Source organism: Barnesiella intestinihominis YIT 11860, from assembly GCF_000296465.1.
In the GTDB taxonomy this organism is placed as follows: Bacteria; Bacteroidota; Bacteroidia; order Bacteroidales; family Barnesiellaceae; genus Barnesiella; species Barnesiella intestinihominis.
In genome coordinates this window covers 576,807-594,161 of sequence record NZ_JH815203.1, presented here as the reverse complement: position 1 = coordinate 594,161, position 17,355 = coordinate 576,807, and the positions used below count along the sequence as shown (strand labels likewise).

Below are 17,355 nucleotides of genomic sequence, written 5' to 3'. Positions count from 1 at the left end.
GGCACGACATCGCTAAAATTCATGTCTATCCCACCGATTTTCTACTGAGCCGAATTTTCTAATAACATTGCAGCTCGAATTGAATTTGACTGAAATCTCGCCTTTCCAAGTCTTGTTGCCGGATATAAAAGTAAAGGCTTCCGCAGTCCCCGAACGGTATATCTACCTCTTCTTCCTCGATACAGTTGAGTTGCAGAAGTAAAATCCATTCGCGGGCAGACTTTTTGCTATATGTCTGTTGTTTCTCCTCTTGCGCTCTCGATTCGCATGCTTCGGCTATACCGTTTTGAATGAGTGAGGCGTATCCCAAGATACGTCCGGCCGATTCCATGTGGGGATATCCCCATTTCCCTAATTTTCGTTCTATGATATCCCAATCGGTATATGCGGTGTTGTCATCGCCTGTCATACCGACATAATCTTCCCAATCGGGAGCACAAGTATGTGCTGTGAATTTGAGCGCCATTTCGGGAAGCCTGTGTTCTTCCGGGAGATTGTCGGGGAAATCGGCCGGTACTAATTCGGAAATGGGAGTAGGGGTGTATAATAGTTTTGCTCCCTTACTATTTCTCCACGGTTGATTCGTGAGATCATAAAAGAGATAGAACATGCCTTCGTGTGGAAGGAGATTGTCTGTGTCGTAAACCGATAGTTCTTCGCAAGATAGTTGCAGGAAAAACGGGAGAACGATGTGTTCGCCGTATTCATCGGTGTAGTGAGGCCATTCGAATTTTTTCGGTAGGGCCGGTTTTCCCCCGAATTTAGATTGTACGGGGGCTGCTTTTCTTTTTTCAAAGTCGAAAAAGATTCCGTTACGAACAAGTGCCTGTATTTGCTCTTTGAGCTTTGCTTCGATTTCTATTTCCGAAGGCTTTTCATCGTTTCGGTTATGTCGGAAAAGATGCCAGAATGGTTTTGTGTCGTCCATGGTAAAAGTAAAATTTCGATATGTAAAAAAATGCCCGAACACATTACGTTCGGGCTTGATATATGAAAATTTATAAAAGTCTTTTCATATTTTAGTTTGCAGGAGCTTCTTGAACAGGAGCCTCTTGTGCCGGTGTTGCATTATTTCCGGTAGCAGGCGTTTCAAATCCGGGAAGAGCTGCCGGTGCTTCGGTATTTACAATGTCTTTAATTTCCGATACGGAAGATTGCTGCCCGTTGTGAGAAACGAATACGGTAGCTATGCTCAGAACCATGATAACAATAGCAAGAGTCCATGTCGCTTTTTCCACAAAGTCGGTTGTTTTCCGAACTCCCATGATTTGATTCGATGATGCGAAGTTAGAAGCAAGACCTCCTCCTTTTGATTTCTGAACCAATACAATACCTATCATCAGCAATGATGCCAAGATGATAAAAACGGTTAATACTACTGACATTTTTTATTATTCTGTTTTTATGTTAATAATCAATTTTTCCAAAAATCTTATTTGGTCTGCAAAGTAAATATTTTTTTCTGGATATTTCAAACTTAATTTTTTAATTATTTGCAATGCTTTCTCATATCGTCTTTGTTTGATATAGATTTTTGCTAAACTTTCCGTGAAGAAAGTGTCGTCGTTGCTGCTTTCGGAGGAGGCGGATTGTTCTGTATTCTCTTGATTGCGACCGGTTGTTTTCGGTAGAACGGCAGGATATGGATTTGTCTCGTGCTCGTGAACCGGCGTTGCGACTAAATCGGTCTGTTCTTCTTTTTGCAGGTTGCTTATATAGTCCGATTGAGCGAGTATATTGCCTGAAATAATTCGGTCGAGGCTTTCTTCTTCATTACCTCGTTTTTGCTCTTTACGATATGTCCCCAAAAACAGATCGATCGCTTGCATGGTGCTGTCGGTTCGGGGAGCTTTCGGATAGAGGTCGGCGAAAGATTCTCCTTCGACTCCGAGAATGGTTTCTAAGTGCGCATGAGGACTGGCGTAAATCAGAGCCTGTTGTATGCGCTTCTCGTCGGGCATGGCTCCCGGTGTGAATTTCAGATAGAGAAGTTGCGGGATACTGAAATAGGGATAATCCGCGGCCATTTGGTCGGCATCGGATTTCGAGATTGTTTCATCGCCAATCCCGTTTAGAAGGTTTCGTATTTGTTCCCGGGTTATCATAGTGTTACCAGTTGGCTACCGTCGCGTTGAAAATTTGATCTACCAGCTCGTCTGTGATTTGTTGGATAAGTTCATCTTGCACATCGGTTAACATTCGGTCGCTGGAAAAGTCCTTATACCCGGAGAATGTTTGGTCTATGTCATACTGAGGGTCTTTGGTGTTGGTGAATCTTACCCTTACAGAAATAGTCAGGCGCGTTTGCGATGCGTATGCGTTTTCTGTTACGGCTTGCGGGGTGAGGTCATAGTTCGTGATTTCTCCTTCCAATTGTAGGTCTCCTCCGCTGCTAACCATTTGTAATCGCGTTTGCCGGGTATAAGCGTTTTTCAATGAATTGGTGAACAACTCTTCCAATGGAGGGTAAACCAATGCCGCTTTAATGGGAAAGTTCGCTACTGATATGGTCTTGGTCGTTTCGTAATTGATCGAAGCTCCGTTGAATTTATAAGAGATACTGCATGACGACAGTATGACGAGTAATATAGTTGTTAAACGTTTCATTGTCGTGCGGCTCTATTCTAAGTTATATTCTTTAATTTTACGATAAAGAGTCCTTTCGGATATTTTTAATTCTTCGGCTGTCTTTTTCCGTTTTCCGTGATTCCGTAATAATGCCTTTTTGATGGTCTCTTTTTCCGTATCTTCGAGTGTCGTAGGTTGTTCCTCGATATATTCGGGTTCGTTGGGTATTATTTCTCCTACGGTGTCTTCTATGGCCGTTCGTTTGGCGGACGGGACATGTACCGGAACAGATGGTACGATGGGAGTAAGAGCCATCGATTGTGCGACAGGAACCGGTTGGGGCGTTTGAGTGTAAGAAGTTTGTCCTTGAATTTTCTCCCTCGTCAGTTCTTCTACTTTCGCATGTAGGTCTGCCAGCTCTTTTTGCATTTCGAACAGTGTCTTATAGAGCATTTTTCTTTCTTTCTCGAAGAAGGAGTGCTCTTGTTCGTTCGAGGTGGCGCGAGCCGGTAATTTTTCGATATTATATTGAGGCAGATAGTTTTGCAACGTTGCTCCGTCTACGTCTCGGTTCGTTTCGAAAATAGAGATTTGTTCGGTGATATTTTTTAGCTGCCTTACATTTCCCGGCCAACGGTAGTTGAGCAGTACGGTGCGTGCATCTTCCGTCAGCTGGATTACGGGCATTCGGTAACGCTCCGCAAAGTCCGTAGAAAATTTACGGAATAGTAGGAGAATATCCTCAGACCGTTCTCTCAATGGGGGAATTTCGATGTGTATCGTGCTGAGCCTGTAATACAAATCTTCCCTGAATTTTCCTTCCGAAACGGCTTTTACCATGTCCAAGTTGGTCGCAGCGACGATTCTTACATTGGTTTTCAAAACAGTGGAAGAACCGACTTTTAGAAATTCTCCGCTTTCGAGTACGCGCAATAATCGAGCCTGAGTCGTGAGGGGTAATTCGCCGACTTCGTCCAAGAAAATTGTTCCTCCGTCGGCTTCTTCGAAATAACCTTTTCGTGCAGATAATGCGCCAGTAAAAGCTCCTTTTTCATGCCCGAACAATTCGGAATCTATGGTTCCTTCGGGTATCGCTCCGCAGTTTACGGCAATATATTTTCCATGCTTTCGGGAACTGTTGGCATGTATAATCTGTGGAAAGAACTCTTTTCCCGCACCGCTTTCTCCGGTAATAAGCACAGCCAAATCGATAGGTGCGATTTGTAGAGCTCTTGTAATGGCTCGAATCAGACCCGGAGCATTTCCTATAATGCCGAATCGTTGTTTGGTTTGCTGTATTTCTGCCGGAATCATCTGTTTTCTAATAAAAATGTATTTACAAATATAGCGAAAAGTAAATGCAGAACGAAATGAATAGATTCGTTTTCCAAACTGAACCGATGCTATTTTCGCATTTTATGCAAAGATAGTGCAAACAAGAGCAGAAACCAATTTATTTGTTTGTGCCGAGTGTAGCCTATTTTCGCATTTTATGCAAAGATACATATTTTTCTATTTGTCGGGCAAAGCGATAATGTGATTTATCGGCGAGATTTTATCGGTATCGAGACTTATTTGAACTTTTTAAGAGAATTGTAATTCTTTTATTACTTTGGGAATAGGATAGAATTTCTGTTTGCTTTAAAATTCATTATTCCGAATGTGGTATGGAAATTCTCGTGAAAATATATCGAAAGACATCAAGATTTTCATAATTTTGTTTTTGATTGATATCATTCTATGAAATCGTTTTTGAAATTTAGAGAGAGAGGAATATATTTGTATATGGCTAGTTATGTAGATTACAGAGGTTAATCTAACCGACACCGGGAAGAGATATTCAGGATATCGGAATCGGGGTGATAAAACCATTGAGGAAACTCGCGGTCGCCGTATTTTATTTTTGAATTTTTGTTTTGTATGAGAAGACGCTTGCTTTATATTTATCTCTTATTAATCGCAGGTATTATAGCGTGTGAGACAGTTATTGTCGAAGCGGCTCCCAATTTTTATTTCAAACAATTATCCCAACAAGATGGGCTTTCTCAAAATTTTGTGCGTTCTATCATGCTCGACCACGATGGTTTTCTGTGGGTTGGGACGAAGTCGGGGATAAGTCGTTTCGATTATCACGAGTTTAAGAATTATTCGTCTGTTCCCGATTCAGCCGCTTCTTTACCGGGCAATTTAGTTCATTTCATTGTTGAGGATGCCCGTCATAATATTTGGATTTCGACCGATAAGGGTGTATGTGTTTATCAGCGGGAAAGCGACGATTTCAAGACTGTTCTTTGGAGGCAGAAGGCTTTGCAGGCTCATTCTTATTTGTTGACTGACGATGCTCTTTTTTTGGGAGGAAGGGGAGTAATATACCGATGGGATTATCACCGGGCTGTCATGGATACGGTTCCTGTTCGGTGGAAAGATAAGTCATACGCGTTTTTCAATCACATGATACCGTGGTCGGAGTATTATTGGGTACTATCGTCGAGATGGAACGGATTGTGGCTATTGGACTGCCGTACAGGGGAAATAGAACGACCGACGTTCTGTAAGGAGAAAGAGATTATGTCGGTCAAAGTCGATACCCAGGGAGATTTGTGGATTTCTCCCTATGGCAAGGGGCTCGACCGGTATATCGACGGCGGTAGAAAACAAAAGCATTACGATGTGTCGAACTCAGATCTAACCAATAATGTGATTCTCGATATAGAAGAGCGGGACGGTTCTTTATGGCTGGCTACCGATGGCGGTGGAATCAGTATCCTGAACTTGAAAGACGAGACTTTTTCCAATATTCGATATACGCCCGGCAATATCTATTCATTTCCGTATAGTTCGGTATTTTGTTTATATAAGGACAGGGACGACAATATGTGGGCCGGAACGATACGAGGTGGATTATTCGGCATCAAAGAGGTACATATGAGAACGTATCGCGATGTTTCTCCGGGCAATCATTACGGCATGAGCGATAAAACGGCGTTGTGCTTATATGAAGATGAGGACGGAATTATCTGGGTCGGGACCGATGGCGGGGGACTGAACCGTTTGGAGCCGAAGAGCAATAGATTTACCCACTATCCCAATACTTACGGATATAAAGTTGCCTCGATAACCCGTTATAACGAGCGAGAATTATTGATGTATTTTTTTTCCAAAGGGTTATATTTGTTCGATAAACGTACGGGTAATTTAAGGCCTTTTACTTTATTGAACGATAGGCGTAACGAGGAGATTATACATTCGGGCATATCGGTCAATGTCGATTATTTCGATACCGATAAAATCCATTTATTTGCGGACAAGATATATACTTATGATAAATCGACAGGCTCTTTTACCATTGCGCATGTTGCCGATTCGTCTCGGTATTACGGTACGGTTCAGCGGTTTTATTCCGATAAGGATATTACCTATCTTTTTGGCCGCAATTATATCTTGCGGCTCGACCATGCGGAGAATGCTGCGGTGTGTCTTCTTGCTTTCGGTTCAAAAGCGGTCATCAATGCGGCTTGTAGGGACGACGAAGGAAACTTTTGGATAGGGACCGACAAAGGGCTGTTCCACTACGATGTGAATACCCAAGCGTTGAACGAAATAAAAACGAATATGTTTAGGGAGGTGACTTCGGTTGCCTATGCCAATCAATATCTGTGGTTAGGCGCCGACGGTCTGCTTTTCAGATATTCCATAGGCGAGGATAAATTTTTTATTTACGGCGAATCCGACGGCGCTATACCTAACGAATATTTGCATAAATCTACTTTGGTAACTCGGGACGGAGCTCACATTTATATGGGCGGTGTAACCGGACTTTTACATATCGATCGGGAAATATACAAGGAGTACAATTCCCTCTCTCCTTCGTCGGTCGAGTTGTCTGATGTTGTTCTCGATGGAAAATCGGTGATGAACAAAATGGGCGATACAGACCGGAGCTTGCGTGTTGCATGGAATTATACTTCGCTCACTTTGAAGACGATGGTACGGGAGAAGGATATTTTCAGGAAGAAGATGTTCCGGTTCAACATCGAAGGCCTCGGTCGATCGGAAATAGAAACTTACGACCATACTCTGACTTTATATACTTTGCCGGCAGGTACATATAGGGTAATGGCTTCGTGTAGTACGGAAGACGGCGGTTGGAGCCAATCCCGGTGCATATTACAGATAGAGGTTGTTCCACCGTGGTGGAAATCGTTTTGGTTTATCGCTCTCGTGGTGATTGTAGCGGCCGGTTTGTGCTATTTGATGATAAGTTACACTGTAAAAAGAAAAAATTCCCGGTTGCAGCTCGAAATGAAAGAGAGGGAACGTAAAGTGTATGAAGATAAGGTAAGGTTCTTGATCAACGTTAGTCATGAACTTCGAACACCTTTAACTTTGATTTATGCTCCGTTAAAGCGACTTTTAAAGAGCGGCACTGTCGATGATACGCTGAAAACACAGTTAATGCAGATTTTCAAACAGGCCCGTCGTATGCGCAATATCATCAATATGGTACTTGATATGCGGCGTATGGAGGTGGGATATGAAGCATTGCATTTGGCTCCTTATTCATTGAATGAGTGGGTAAGGGCTGTCATCGGGGATTTTTCGGAAGAGTTCGAGTCCAAGAAAATAATGCTTCTTTTCAATCCCGATGAGACGATAGATAAAATCTCTTTCGATAGAGAGAAATGCGAGATCGTATTGTCCAACCTGTTGATGAATGCATTTAAATTCAGTGAGGAAGGAACTGTGGTAACGGTCATCACCGAACGTAGAGAAAGTTGTGTGCGCATTTCTGTCAAGGATCACGGAATAGGATTGAACGAGAATGACCTATCCCATTTATTCACTCGGTTCTATCAGGGAGATCATCGGTTGAGCGGCAGCGGTATAGGTCTGTCTTATTCTAAGACTCTGCTGGTATTGCATGGCGGGGAAATAGGTGCATACAATAACGAGGACAAAGGGGCCACGTTTTGGTTTGAGTTACCGTTGGCATATAACGACGAAGATGTCGCATGTGCTCCGGGTATGTATTTGAACGATATAGGATATGCAACCGATATGCCGGAGACGACAGTTCCCGAAAAAGATTTTCCTCTCCAAGATTATTCTATTCTCATTATCGATGACGAGATGGATATACGTTCTTTTATTAAAACTTCATTTTCCGGTGTTTTTAAACAAATTTATACGGCCGATGACGGAGTGAACGGTTTGCATGTCGTTCATCAGTACCAACCCGATTTGGTGATTTGCGATATTATGATGCCCCACATGGACGGATTCGAATTTTGTCGTTTGTTGAAGAGCGATATTCAAATCAGTCATATTCCGGTTATCTTGCTCACTGCAAGGGATAACCCCGATAGCCTCGCAGCCGGATATAAATTGGGTGCGGACTTTTATCTTGCCAAGCCATTCGATGACGATGTGCTCTTGACTGTTATACGCAATTTGTTATGGAATAGGGAACAAATAAAAAACTATTATCGCGATGCCGTACAGGTTTCTATCATGCCTAAAAACCAGACATTCAGTAATGCTGACGAACAATTTTTGTTGAAATTGAATAAGCTGGTGTTGGATAATATAGATAACTCCGATTTAGATGTGAAGTATTTAACGGTCGAAATGGGCATGAGCAGAGCTTCTTTGTATAACAAAGTGAAGGCATTGACTGGTTTAGGCGTGAACGATTTAATCAATCGCATAAGAATCGAGCAAGCCATGAGATTGCTTACCGATACCGATATCCCGATCGCAGAGGTATCGGAGCGTATCGGGTTTTCCAATGCTCGTTATTTCAGCACCTGCTTCAAGCAATTTACATCGATGACTCCTCGGGAGTACCGAGAGCAGAAAAGGAACGAGCCATCGGCTTAATTTCAAACGTTTTGTTTTTTCTCAATAGCCTGTTATACTTGTTTTAGACGATTTCGAAAATGATTTAGACAATTTCGAACATGCCTTTGTTGGGGGCGATTTTATATTTGCATTCGTGAAAGCAAATTATTTTATTGTTTAATTTCTTAATTCTTGTATGTATGAAAACGAAAGCATTACTTATTTCGACTTTATGTTTGCTGGGTGCTAATTATTCATGGGCTGCCGATGAAGATGTTACTCCCGGTCATTTGAAATTTGCCGATCAAGCGGTCGGTTCGTATGAATTTGTTCATTATTCTTCGCAGGGAGCCAATCCTGTTTCACCTTATCCTACCGAGAAGTTGAAAGAGGAGGGTACTGTCGTGTTGACCGGAGGTCAAGTTAAAAATGAAGATGCCAGTGTGGCCGGCTTTAATAAAGGGTGTCACATCGTTGCTTCGGATTATGGAAATATGTTGTTGATAAAAGGGGACGGTAGTGCCGAAGAACCCACATTGTCAGCCGCTGATGCTTTGGCCGGGTATATAAACGTCAGTATGTTTACACAAACAGATTTCCCGGTTAATACTCCGGTACGTTTCCATTTCGTGTCGAAAGTAGTAGGAGATCCTATAACTGCGGATTATAAGATTTCTGTTTGGAATTTCGGAGGGGCAACGACCAATGTACCACTCCCCGAAACTACTACTTACAGTTCGATCGATACGAAATGGTGGCCGATATATGCCGATTTGAATATTGCCGGAATTACAGGCGACGATAGGATTCCTTTGCGGATACGGTACAATATTCCCGGAGGACACTTGGGCAATCGAGCCATTTATATCGCAACGATACAATTTACGGCTAATCCGAGCGGAGAATGTCCTGAGTTCGATCCTGTGAATTTCGATGGTTGGGATACCCCGAATGGATCACCTGCTACTGGTATTGACGCGATAGGTGAGACCAACGGATTCGTGGCATGGGATAGTCAGTATATCTATTTGAACGATATAGACTTCGGGACCGAGGTATTTATCTATTCGTTGAACGGTGCATTGGTGAAAACCGTGAAGGTAACCGATTCGTTCGTGGAAGTTCCGATGTCTCGCGGTGCTTATGTGGTGAAATATGGAAACAAAGCATCGAAAGTCGTGCTTTAATGACTTATAAATGAGACCTATAAAACCGAGGATAAATTTCCTCGGCTTTATTTTTCTTTGTTTTGTTATACTCTTAAATAAAATATGCATGAAAACGAGGATTCTTTTGCTTATTCTTTTCAGTTCGTTTTTTTATGGTTCGCTGTTTTCACAGACTACAAATTTTGCGTTACGCTTCAATGGTGACGGAAAAGTCGATTGCGGAACTATATCGGACTTAAATAATTTGGATCTTTATTCGGTTCAGTGTTTGGTGAATCCGTCCGAATGGGTGGAAAATGCTTATGTTTTTAAACGAGGAAACGGAGACGAAGAATATTCTTTACGGTTCGGAACCTCGGGGCAGTTGATTTATAAAACAGCGACACAAGAATTTATCGTAGCGAACGATTTGCCGATAGGTTCGTGGACGCAACTTACCATTTCGGCATTTGCCAATGGAATCGATGTGTGGACTAATGGTGAGAAAAAGTGGATTGCCAATACCGGTGGAGCAGTTATTCCTGAGACATCGGAGCCATTTGTCATAGGAGAAAACTTTAAAGGACGTATCGACGAATTCCGTTTCTGGAAAACGGAGATGCCGGGAGCTGAACCCGAGAACCTGATGTTCCGTAATACGGTGAACAAATTCCACCCGAAATATGACGATCTTCTGTTCTATTACAAGTTTGACCAAGACCAGTGCGAAGATATTGTGGATTATAAATTGGCACATCATGGCGAGCCTACGAATGTGACGCGTGAAGCCGTTATCGATAACGATTACTTTAAATATAGAGTGGTAACGGGTTATTCTTCTTTCGTGCGTCATTGTGACCGTTTGCAGATAGATAGGGATATGCATTTGATGACTAATGATTTGATATTTCTCGATGCGCAAGTGTCGGGCTATACCGGAGCAGTGACGATGACTTACCCCGATAATCAAGGTGTGCTGTCCAATGCTTCGTATGTGGCCGAATATGAAGGGCGAAACGGAGTTCTTCATTTGAATGGCGAAGGCGCCGGCATGAATGTGAGCGAAGAAGTTTTGCAGAATACCGGCGGGCTTCCAGCAATGAATTACGCTACTATCGAGGCTTGGATTTCTATTGAAGAATGGCGAATGGGGGCAGCGATTTTTAATAAGAGCGATGAATCCAATCAGTTTTCCATAAAATTGGGCGATGAGTCGAAGAAGGAATTGTTGGTAGGAATCAACGGTTATACGTATAATTTTGAGAATGCGCTCACTGCCGCAGGTTGGGAACATATTGCCGTGTCTATCGTTTCGACGACCGGTCGGGCTATATCCCGTATTCGGCTGTTTACCGATAGCGGAGCAAGTCAAACTTATGCCGATAACATTACAACGATACCCGACGAAGACGATTTTACATTTATGAATACTTCGGCCGATGCCGTTATCGGGGAGAATTTCAAAGGATACATCGATGAGGTAGCGGTTTGGGGAAATGCCCGGACAAGTGCCCAGATAGCACAGGATGCCGCCGGAACGTCTGGCGACCTCACTTTTCCCAGCGGTGGCGACGGAGCTATTTATTTGTTGTCGTATTGGCAATTCAATGATGCGGATAGCCCCGGGAAAAACACTCGGAGCTGGAAAGAACTGTTGTCGCAGATTAGGAAAATGTATGATGGTTACAGGGGCTTCAAGATACGTTTGGGTTTGATCTCTTCCGACAGTGAGAACGGGAACAAGGTGTGGCCTTCGCATATTTCGGATGCTGCATGGCGCGAACGATTGGCTGCGGACGTCGCCGAGTTGCTGCCTTATTGCGACGGTATAGATGTCGATTTCGAGTGGTTGTATAGCGGCGATTCGAGGTGGACTTCGGGATATGGCCCGATGGTAGAGGCTTTGCGTGCTGCTATTCCCGAGGATAAAGTGTTCAGTGTTTCGTTGCATCCGGTAGCTTATTTTCTGCCTACGAAGTGGATCGATATGCCCGATTATTATACCTTCCAGATTTATGGGCCTCAGGTGACTTGGTTTGCGTATGACAATTATGTTTCGGCGTATAATAAGTTTGTGTCGTGGGGATTTCCGAAAGAAAAAATAGGTATGTCTTATCCTACTACGGCGACGACAGGAAGCAACGTTACAGGATATAAAAATATTGTAGCTGCCAATCCCGATTTGTCTACCGATGCGAATACGGCGACTATGTCGGGGTCCTCTTATACTTTTAATGGTGTCGATTGCGTAAAGGACAAGATGAACTTCATTCTCGAACAGAATAGCGGTACGGTCATGTATTTTGACATGGGGAACGATGTGGCAGTTTCCGACCCGTTGAGTTTGATTCGTGCTGCGAACTCGGTTATTTCGGCCAATGTAGATACACTAATCACTCGGACAGACGGGGTGTCTTCACTGCCGGTTTTATCGAAAGAGGGAAAAAAAAAGACCAATCTCATTTGTAATGACCGGTCGGGGGAAATAGTAGTGCTTTCGACATCGGATGCCGATTTATCGCAGATCGCTTTTTTCTCGGCTTCGGGTGTCCTTTTTCGGGACGAAAGAATTTCGGGAAAGCAATATACCATATCGACCGATCGTTTTTCTCCGGGTGTGTATATCGCTCGGGTGAGGTCGTCGGAAGGAGTAGATGTTTTTAAGTTCAGGATTAAATAAGTATCTTAAAATATAATTACATGAAAATAAAGGATATGATTAGACAGGCTTTGTCTGTTGTAATTGTCATGCTGTCGGGCATGCAAATTACATACGCACAAAGTATAACCGTTCGGGGTAATGTCCGTGACGATGTTGAACCATTGATGGGCGTTACTGTACAGGCGAAAGGTACGACAAAAGCTGTGGCAACCGATTTGGACGGAAATTATACGATTTCAGTACCGGATAAGAATGCTGTACTCGTGTTTTCTTACGTGGGTTATCAGAAACAAGAAGTTAAGGTAGGTGATAAGACCGTTGTCAATGTGGTTCTACAAGGCGATGCCCAGTTGCTGGACGAGGTGGTCGTTGTGGGTTACGGCAGTGTCAAGAAAAGCGATGTGACGGGAGCTATCGCGTCGATACGTCCCGATGAGATGGACGCTTCGAAGAGCGTGACTCTCGATAACTTGTTACAAGGTAAAGTTGCCGGTTTGGTGGTAGGGTCTACCAACACGACTCCGGGAGCCGCTACCTCTATAACGATTCGTGGAGCCAGTTCGTTACGTGGCGATAACCAACCGTTATATGTAATCGATAATATTCCTCAGGCCTCTACGGGTGAGTTCGCCGCTTCTGCATTCGGCGATGACGATTATCAAACTGCGGCCGATCCGTTGAGCAGTTTGAATCCTGCGGATATAGAGAGTATTGAAATTTTGAAAGATGCCTCGGCCACGGCGATATATGGTTCGAGGGGTGCTAATGGTGTCATATTGATTACGACTAAAAAAGGAAAGAGCGGTAAACCTCGCATAAACGTGAATGCTAACTTTACTGTTGCGAATGCCACTCGATTGTACGATATGTTGAATTTGAGCGATTATGCCGATTACCGGAATGCTCAGTCTGGTCCCGACGATCGCCAGTTCTTCAAATCGGGGAACGAGGTGCGTTATATTTTCTCGGGTGGAAAATACGACGAGACCGACCCTACTTCGTATCGCATATTGCAGGAACGGGATTGGCAGCGTGAGATTTATCGTACGGCTTTCTCACAGAATTATTCGGTCTCGGTGAACGGTGGTTCCGACAAGGTACGTTATTTTGTGTCGGCTTCTTTCAAAGATATCAACGGTATTGTAAAACAGACTGGTTTACAACAGGGGGACTTACGTGCGAATTTGTCGATGGACTTGTCGAAGACCGTATCGGTGGATTTGTCGTTAAGCGGGTCGTTGAAAAAGAACGATATGATGTCGGGTAGCAATGCCAACGGTGGAGCACAAGGATCGGTATCGGTAACCGCTATTACTTCCCAACCGTTTGAGTATCCCGCCGACGACCCTTCGTTGAGTGGTACGAACGGTATGGAGAAGAGGATCACTGTATTCAGTTGGTTGAATGATTATGACGACCAAACGACTGAGAACGCATTTCGTGCTTCGATGGACTTGAAGTGGAAAATATGGAAAGGCCTCACATATAATCTTCGTGCAGGTGGCAATTTGAGGGACGAATATCGTGCCCGTTGGTTCGGCACGGAGACTTTCCGGGGGAATAACGATAAAGGTTCTTTGGGTATCACCGATTTGAGCCAAAACAATATCACTGTCGAGAATATGTTGAATTATCATCATACGTTCGACCGTATTCTCGATTTAGATGTAACCGGGGCTGTTACTTATGACGATTACAATTATCTGAATAAGAGAACACAGGGCCGTCAGTTCTCCAATATGAGTTTCGGTATAGACGGATTGCACATGGCCGAACGCATATCTTACCTCGAACCCGTACAAAGAGACTATCAGTTACTCTCTTATCTGGGACGCGTGAACATGTCGTTCCTCGAAGGTCGTTATCTGGCGACGGCATCGTTCCGTGCCGATGGTTCGAGTCGTTTCGCCCGTGGACATCGTTGGGCATATTTCCCTTCTTTTTCATTGGCATGGCGTATGGAACAGGAAGATTTTATAAAGGATAATGTGCATTGGCTCGACCAGTTTAAGGTGAGAGTGGGATATGGACAGACCGGAAACTCGGCTATCGATCCGTATAGTAGTTTCTCGAATTATAGCCAAATTATAGACTATGCTAATGCTGTGGGTGACAAGGTTCTCGCTATGGCTGTCGATAAATTACAGAACGAGGGTTTGACTTGGGAAACGACCGAGTCGTGGAATGTCGGTGTGGATTTCGGGGTATTGAAAAACAGATTGAGAGGTTCGTTCGACTTTTATAATAAAGAGACGAGAGACCTACTCATTTCCAGAGTATTGCCGCCTTCGGCCGGTTTCCCGAGCATTTATTATAATTCGGGGAATTTGTTGAACCGAGGTATCGAGTTCAGTCTCGAAGCCGATATTATCCAAACGAAAGACTTTACATGGACGTTCGGGGGAAATATCGGAAAAAATAACCCGAAGATCAATAGTCTGGGTGTTTCGAGAGGTAATTTCGGTGTGTATGAGAATATATTGGCTTATGAAGGAAACTCGTTGGGTAACCACTTCGGGAATGCACACTTGTTCTGGGTAGGACATGAGCCGGGGCTATTCTTGGGTTATCAAACCGATGGAATCGTTCAGGAAGAAGATTTGCCGGCAAATGGCGGTTCGTATAATGTAACGCAAGATTTAAGTACGGGTGGAGCGCCTCAGGCTGGTGATATTAAAATCATAGACCAGAACGGAGACGGTGTGATCAATACCGATGACCGTGTGATTATCGGTAACCCGAATCCCGATTTTACTTACGGTTTTCAAACTCGTTTTACTTGGCGCGGTCTGAGTCTTTCGGCTCAATTTAATGGAGTGCACGGGAAGGATATGATCAATACCAATATTCGTTATCAAGCAATCCCGAACCGTACGGGTGGCAACTTGCGAACCGAGGCTTGGGTAGGCGCGTGGACTGCCGAAAACCGTTCGAACGCTTATCCGAGAGTAAATTATACATTGCCTACACCGGCTGTATTGGATCGCTATGTAGAGGATGCCAGTTTCTTGCGTTGTACCGATATTACCCTTTCGTATAATTTACCGAAGGCGGTAATGAAAAAGATCGGGTTTAATTCGATCAATATTTTCGGATCGGTTAAAAATGCTTTTATTATAACCGATTACAGTGGTTACGATCCTGAGGTTAACTCTTTTGCATTCGATGGTTTACGTCCGGGAGTGGATATGAGTTCGTTCCCTCATGCTCGGTCGTTTATATTTGGTTTGAATGTTTCATTTTAATATATAGTAATTTATGAAATCGCTAAAATATATAATTGTCTTGGGAATAGTGACGGGTGTCACTTTCTCTTCTTGTGAAGACTGGCTCGACGAGAATCCCAAGTACTCTGTGGATAATACCGTTATATTCGATTCGGAAGAGACTGCTAAGCAGGCTTTGGACGCTTGTTATGGCTATTTGACGACACAAGACTGTTTCGGACAGGGTGTTTATGAAATGTCAGTGGGGTCATCGGGGCTCTCGTGGTCGCAGACAAATGGTTCGGAACCGGACCGTTACGCTTCGTTGAATGCCACTACGGCCGGCGATGCCGTGCTGTGGGCTTGGCGAGGATTGTACAAAGCTATCCAAGAATGTAATACTTTCATCGTGAATATGAATAACGGTTCGTTGAGTGAAGATCTGAAAGAAAACTACACGGCGCAGGCTTCGTTTATTCGCGGGTTGTGTTATTACTATCTTTCTATGATGTGGGGTGATGTTCCTTTGCGGATCGAACCGTCGGCCCATGATGCGATTTCGGAACCGAAATCGTCTTTTATCGACGTTGTCGGCCAGATTTTCATCGATTGGAAGTATGCGTATGACAATTTGCCGGAGAATGGCGAACACGTTGACGGATATATCGATAAGTTGGGAGTTGCCGCTTATTTGGCCAAACTGAATTGGATGCTTTCGTGTAATCCCGATTTGGCCGACCGCAAAGCCGATTATTTAAAAGATGCTAAATTCTGGTGCGATTTGGTTTATGGAAAGTATTCATTGCAGAGCCGTTATTCCGATCTTTTTGTAAACCATGTGCAGAATTCGCCGGAATCTATCTTCCAGTTGAATTTTACTACTTCGTCGGATTATTCTTGGAATAGATTGAATTGGATTTTTGCTGCCGACAATGCATCGCCGGGTACGGCTTATCAGCGTATCCGTTCGACCAAAGCATTTCACGATCTGTTCCGTGGAACTTATCCGGGAGATCCTCGGTATGATGCTACGTTTTTGACTCGGTGGTACGATGTGAAAAACGGCAGTTCTTATCACTTGATAAGTGATTCGGTATATACTTATCCATATAAGACGTATAAGACCAAATCGACGAGCCGTGTAGCGGATGCAGTTGCTTATATCCCGTATGACCAGATGGACGATCCTACTAACCCTACCGTAGAGGAATTGACGGTTTTGCAGGAACAGTTTTACACCGAGAATACGACGACAGGCGAAAAGAATGTCGTTAATTTGGTGGGACAGTTTGCGACGTCGGTGGGTGATCATGCAGGGTGGCCTTTGTGGAAAAAACAGATCGATTTTAATTGTCAAGCGCAACAGAGCAACAACAATATCATATTGTACCGTTATGCCGATTTTTTGTTGCTAATGGCCGATGTGTATAACGAATTAGATGAAACGGATAGAGCGGCCAATCTGGTAAATGAGGTTTTGAGAAGGGCGCGTACTTCGGTTTCGCCAGAAGCCTCGCAACCGGTTGATTTCCCCCGTGGATTGTCCAAAGACCAAATGCGTAAGAAAATATTTTATGAACGGTTGTTTGAGTTGGCTGCCGAGCCCGAGATGTATTTCGATATACGTCGAGGGGGAACGGAGACTTTGAAAATGGCATTGGAAATCGTGAACCGTCATGATATAACTTACGAGCATTGTGAAGGAGAGGCTCAACACAACAACCCGGATCAAAGGTTTAGAGATCGTTATTTCGGGGAGGATGCGACGTTCTATGGAAAAGTGAGCGACGAGAGTTTCTTGAAAAAGAATCTGCATTTACCGATTCCTCATTCCGAATTAAGTGCTAACGACGGATTGTCGGCCGCAGACCAAAACTTCGGATATTGATATACCGTATAAATAATGAATGACTCGGTTTTTCCGGGCATT

At 43.7% G+C, this 17,355-nt stretch carries 10 protein-coding genes; 5 read left to right on the top strand and 5 right to left on the bottom strand.

Features of this window, described 5'->3' with window-relative positions:
* Positions 1-58: 58 nt before the first annotated feature.
* The 5 genes from HMPREF9448_RS02465 to HMPREF9448_RS02445 form a co-directional block, all read right to left on the bottom strand.
* Complete coding sequence (locus tag HMPREF9448_RS02465; RefSeq protein WP_008861002.1) at positions 59-928, bottom strand: YwqG family protein; 870 nt, start codon at positions 926-928, stop codon at positions 59-61.
* 91 nt (positions 929-1,019) lie between these two features.
* Entirely contained in the window at positions 1,020-1,385 is a 366-nt protein-coding gene (gene secG / locus HMPREF9448_RS02460; protein ID WP_008861001.1) for a preprotein translocase subunit SecG, read from the bottom strand.
* Between the two features lie 6 nt (positions 1,386-1,391).
* Positions 1,392-2,105 carry a hypothetical protein gene (locus tag HMPREF9448_RS02455; protein ID WP_008861000.1) on the bottom strand — a complete coding sequence of 238 codons (714 nt, stop codon included), beginning with the start codon at positions 2,103-2,105 and terminating at the stop codon, positions 1,392-1,394.
* 4 nt (positions 2,106-2,109) lie between these two features.
* Complete coding sequence (locus HMPREF9448_RS02450) at positions 2,110-2,607, bottom strand: LptE family protein (RefSeq protein ID WP_008860999.1); 498 nt, start codon at positions 2,605-2,607, stop codon at positions 2,110-2,112.
* Positions 2,608-2,619: 12 nt separating this feature from the next.
* Positions 2,620-3,882 carry a sigma-54 interaction domain-containing protein gene (locus HMPREF9448_RS02445; protein WP_008860998.1) on the bottom strand — a complete coding sequence of 421 codons (1,263 nt, stop codon included), beginning with the start codon at positions 3,880-3,882 and terminating at the stop codon, positions 2,620-2,622.
* A gap of 606 nt (positions 3,883-4,488) precedes the next feature.
* Here HMPREF9448_RS02445 and HMPREF9448_RS02440 point away from each other — a divergent pair.
* The 5 genes from HMPREF9448_RS02440 (at position 4,489) to HMPREF9448_RS02420 (ending at position 17,313) form a co-directional block, all read left to right on the top strand.
* The gene (locus tag HMPREF9448_RS02440) at positions 4,489-8,448 is read left to right on the top strand and encodes a hybrid sensor histidine kinase/response regulator transcription factor (RefSeq protein ID WP_008860997.1); all 3,960 of its coding nucleotides are present in this window, start codon (positions 4,489-4,491) and stop codon (positions 8,446-8,448) included.
* A gap of 161 nt (positions 8,449-8,609) precedes the next feature.
* Complete coding sequence (locus HMPREF9448_RS02435) at positions 8,610-9,596, top strand: hypothetical protein (protein WP_008860996.1); 987 nt, start codon at positions 8,610-8,612, stop codon at positions 9,594-9,596.
* An 88-nt stretch (positions 9,597-9,684) separates the two neighbouring features.
* Positions 9,685-12,237 carry a LamG-like jellyroll fold domain-containing protein gene (locus tag HMPREF9448_RS02430; RefSeq protein WP_008860995.1) on the top strand — a complete coding sequence of 851 codons (2,553 nt, stop codon included), beginning with the start codon at positions 9,685-9,687 and terminating at the stop codon, positions 12,235-12,237.
* 20 nt (positions 12,238-12,257) lie between these two features.
* Positions 12,258-15,464 carry a SusC/RagA family TonB-linked outer membrane protein gene (locus HMPREF9448_RS02425; RefSeq protein ID WP_008860994.1) on the top strand — a complete coding sequence of 1,069 codons (3,207 nt, stop codon included), beginning with the start codon at positions 12,258-12,260 and terminating at the stop codon, positions 15,462-15,464.
* 13 nt (positions 15,465-15,477) lie between these two features.
* Positions 15,478-17,313 (top strand): RagB/SusD family nutrient uptake outer membrane protein, encoded by a 1,836-nt coding sequence (locus HMPREF9448_RS02420; protein ID WP_008860993.1) that lies wholly within the window; start codon positions 15,478-15,480, stop codon positions 17,311-17,313.
* The last annotated feature ends 42 nt before the right edge of the window (positions 17,314-17,355 follow it).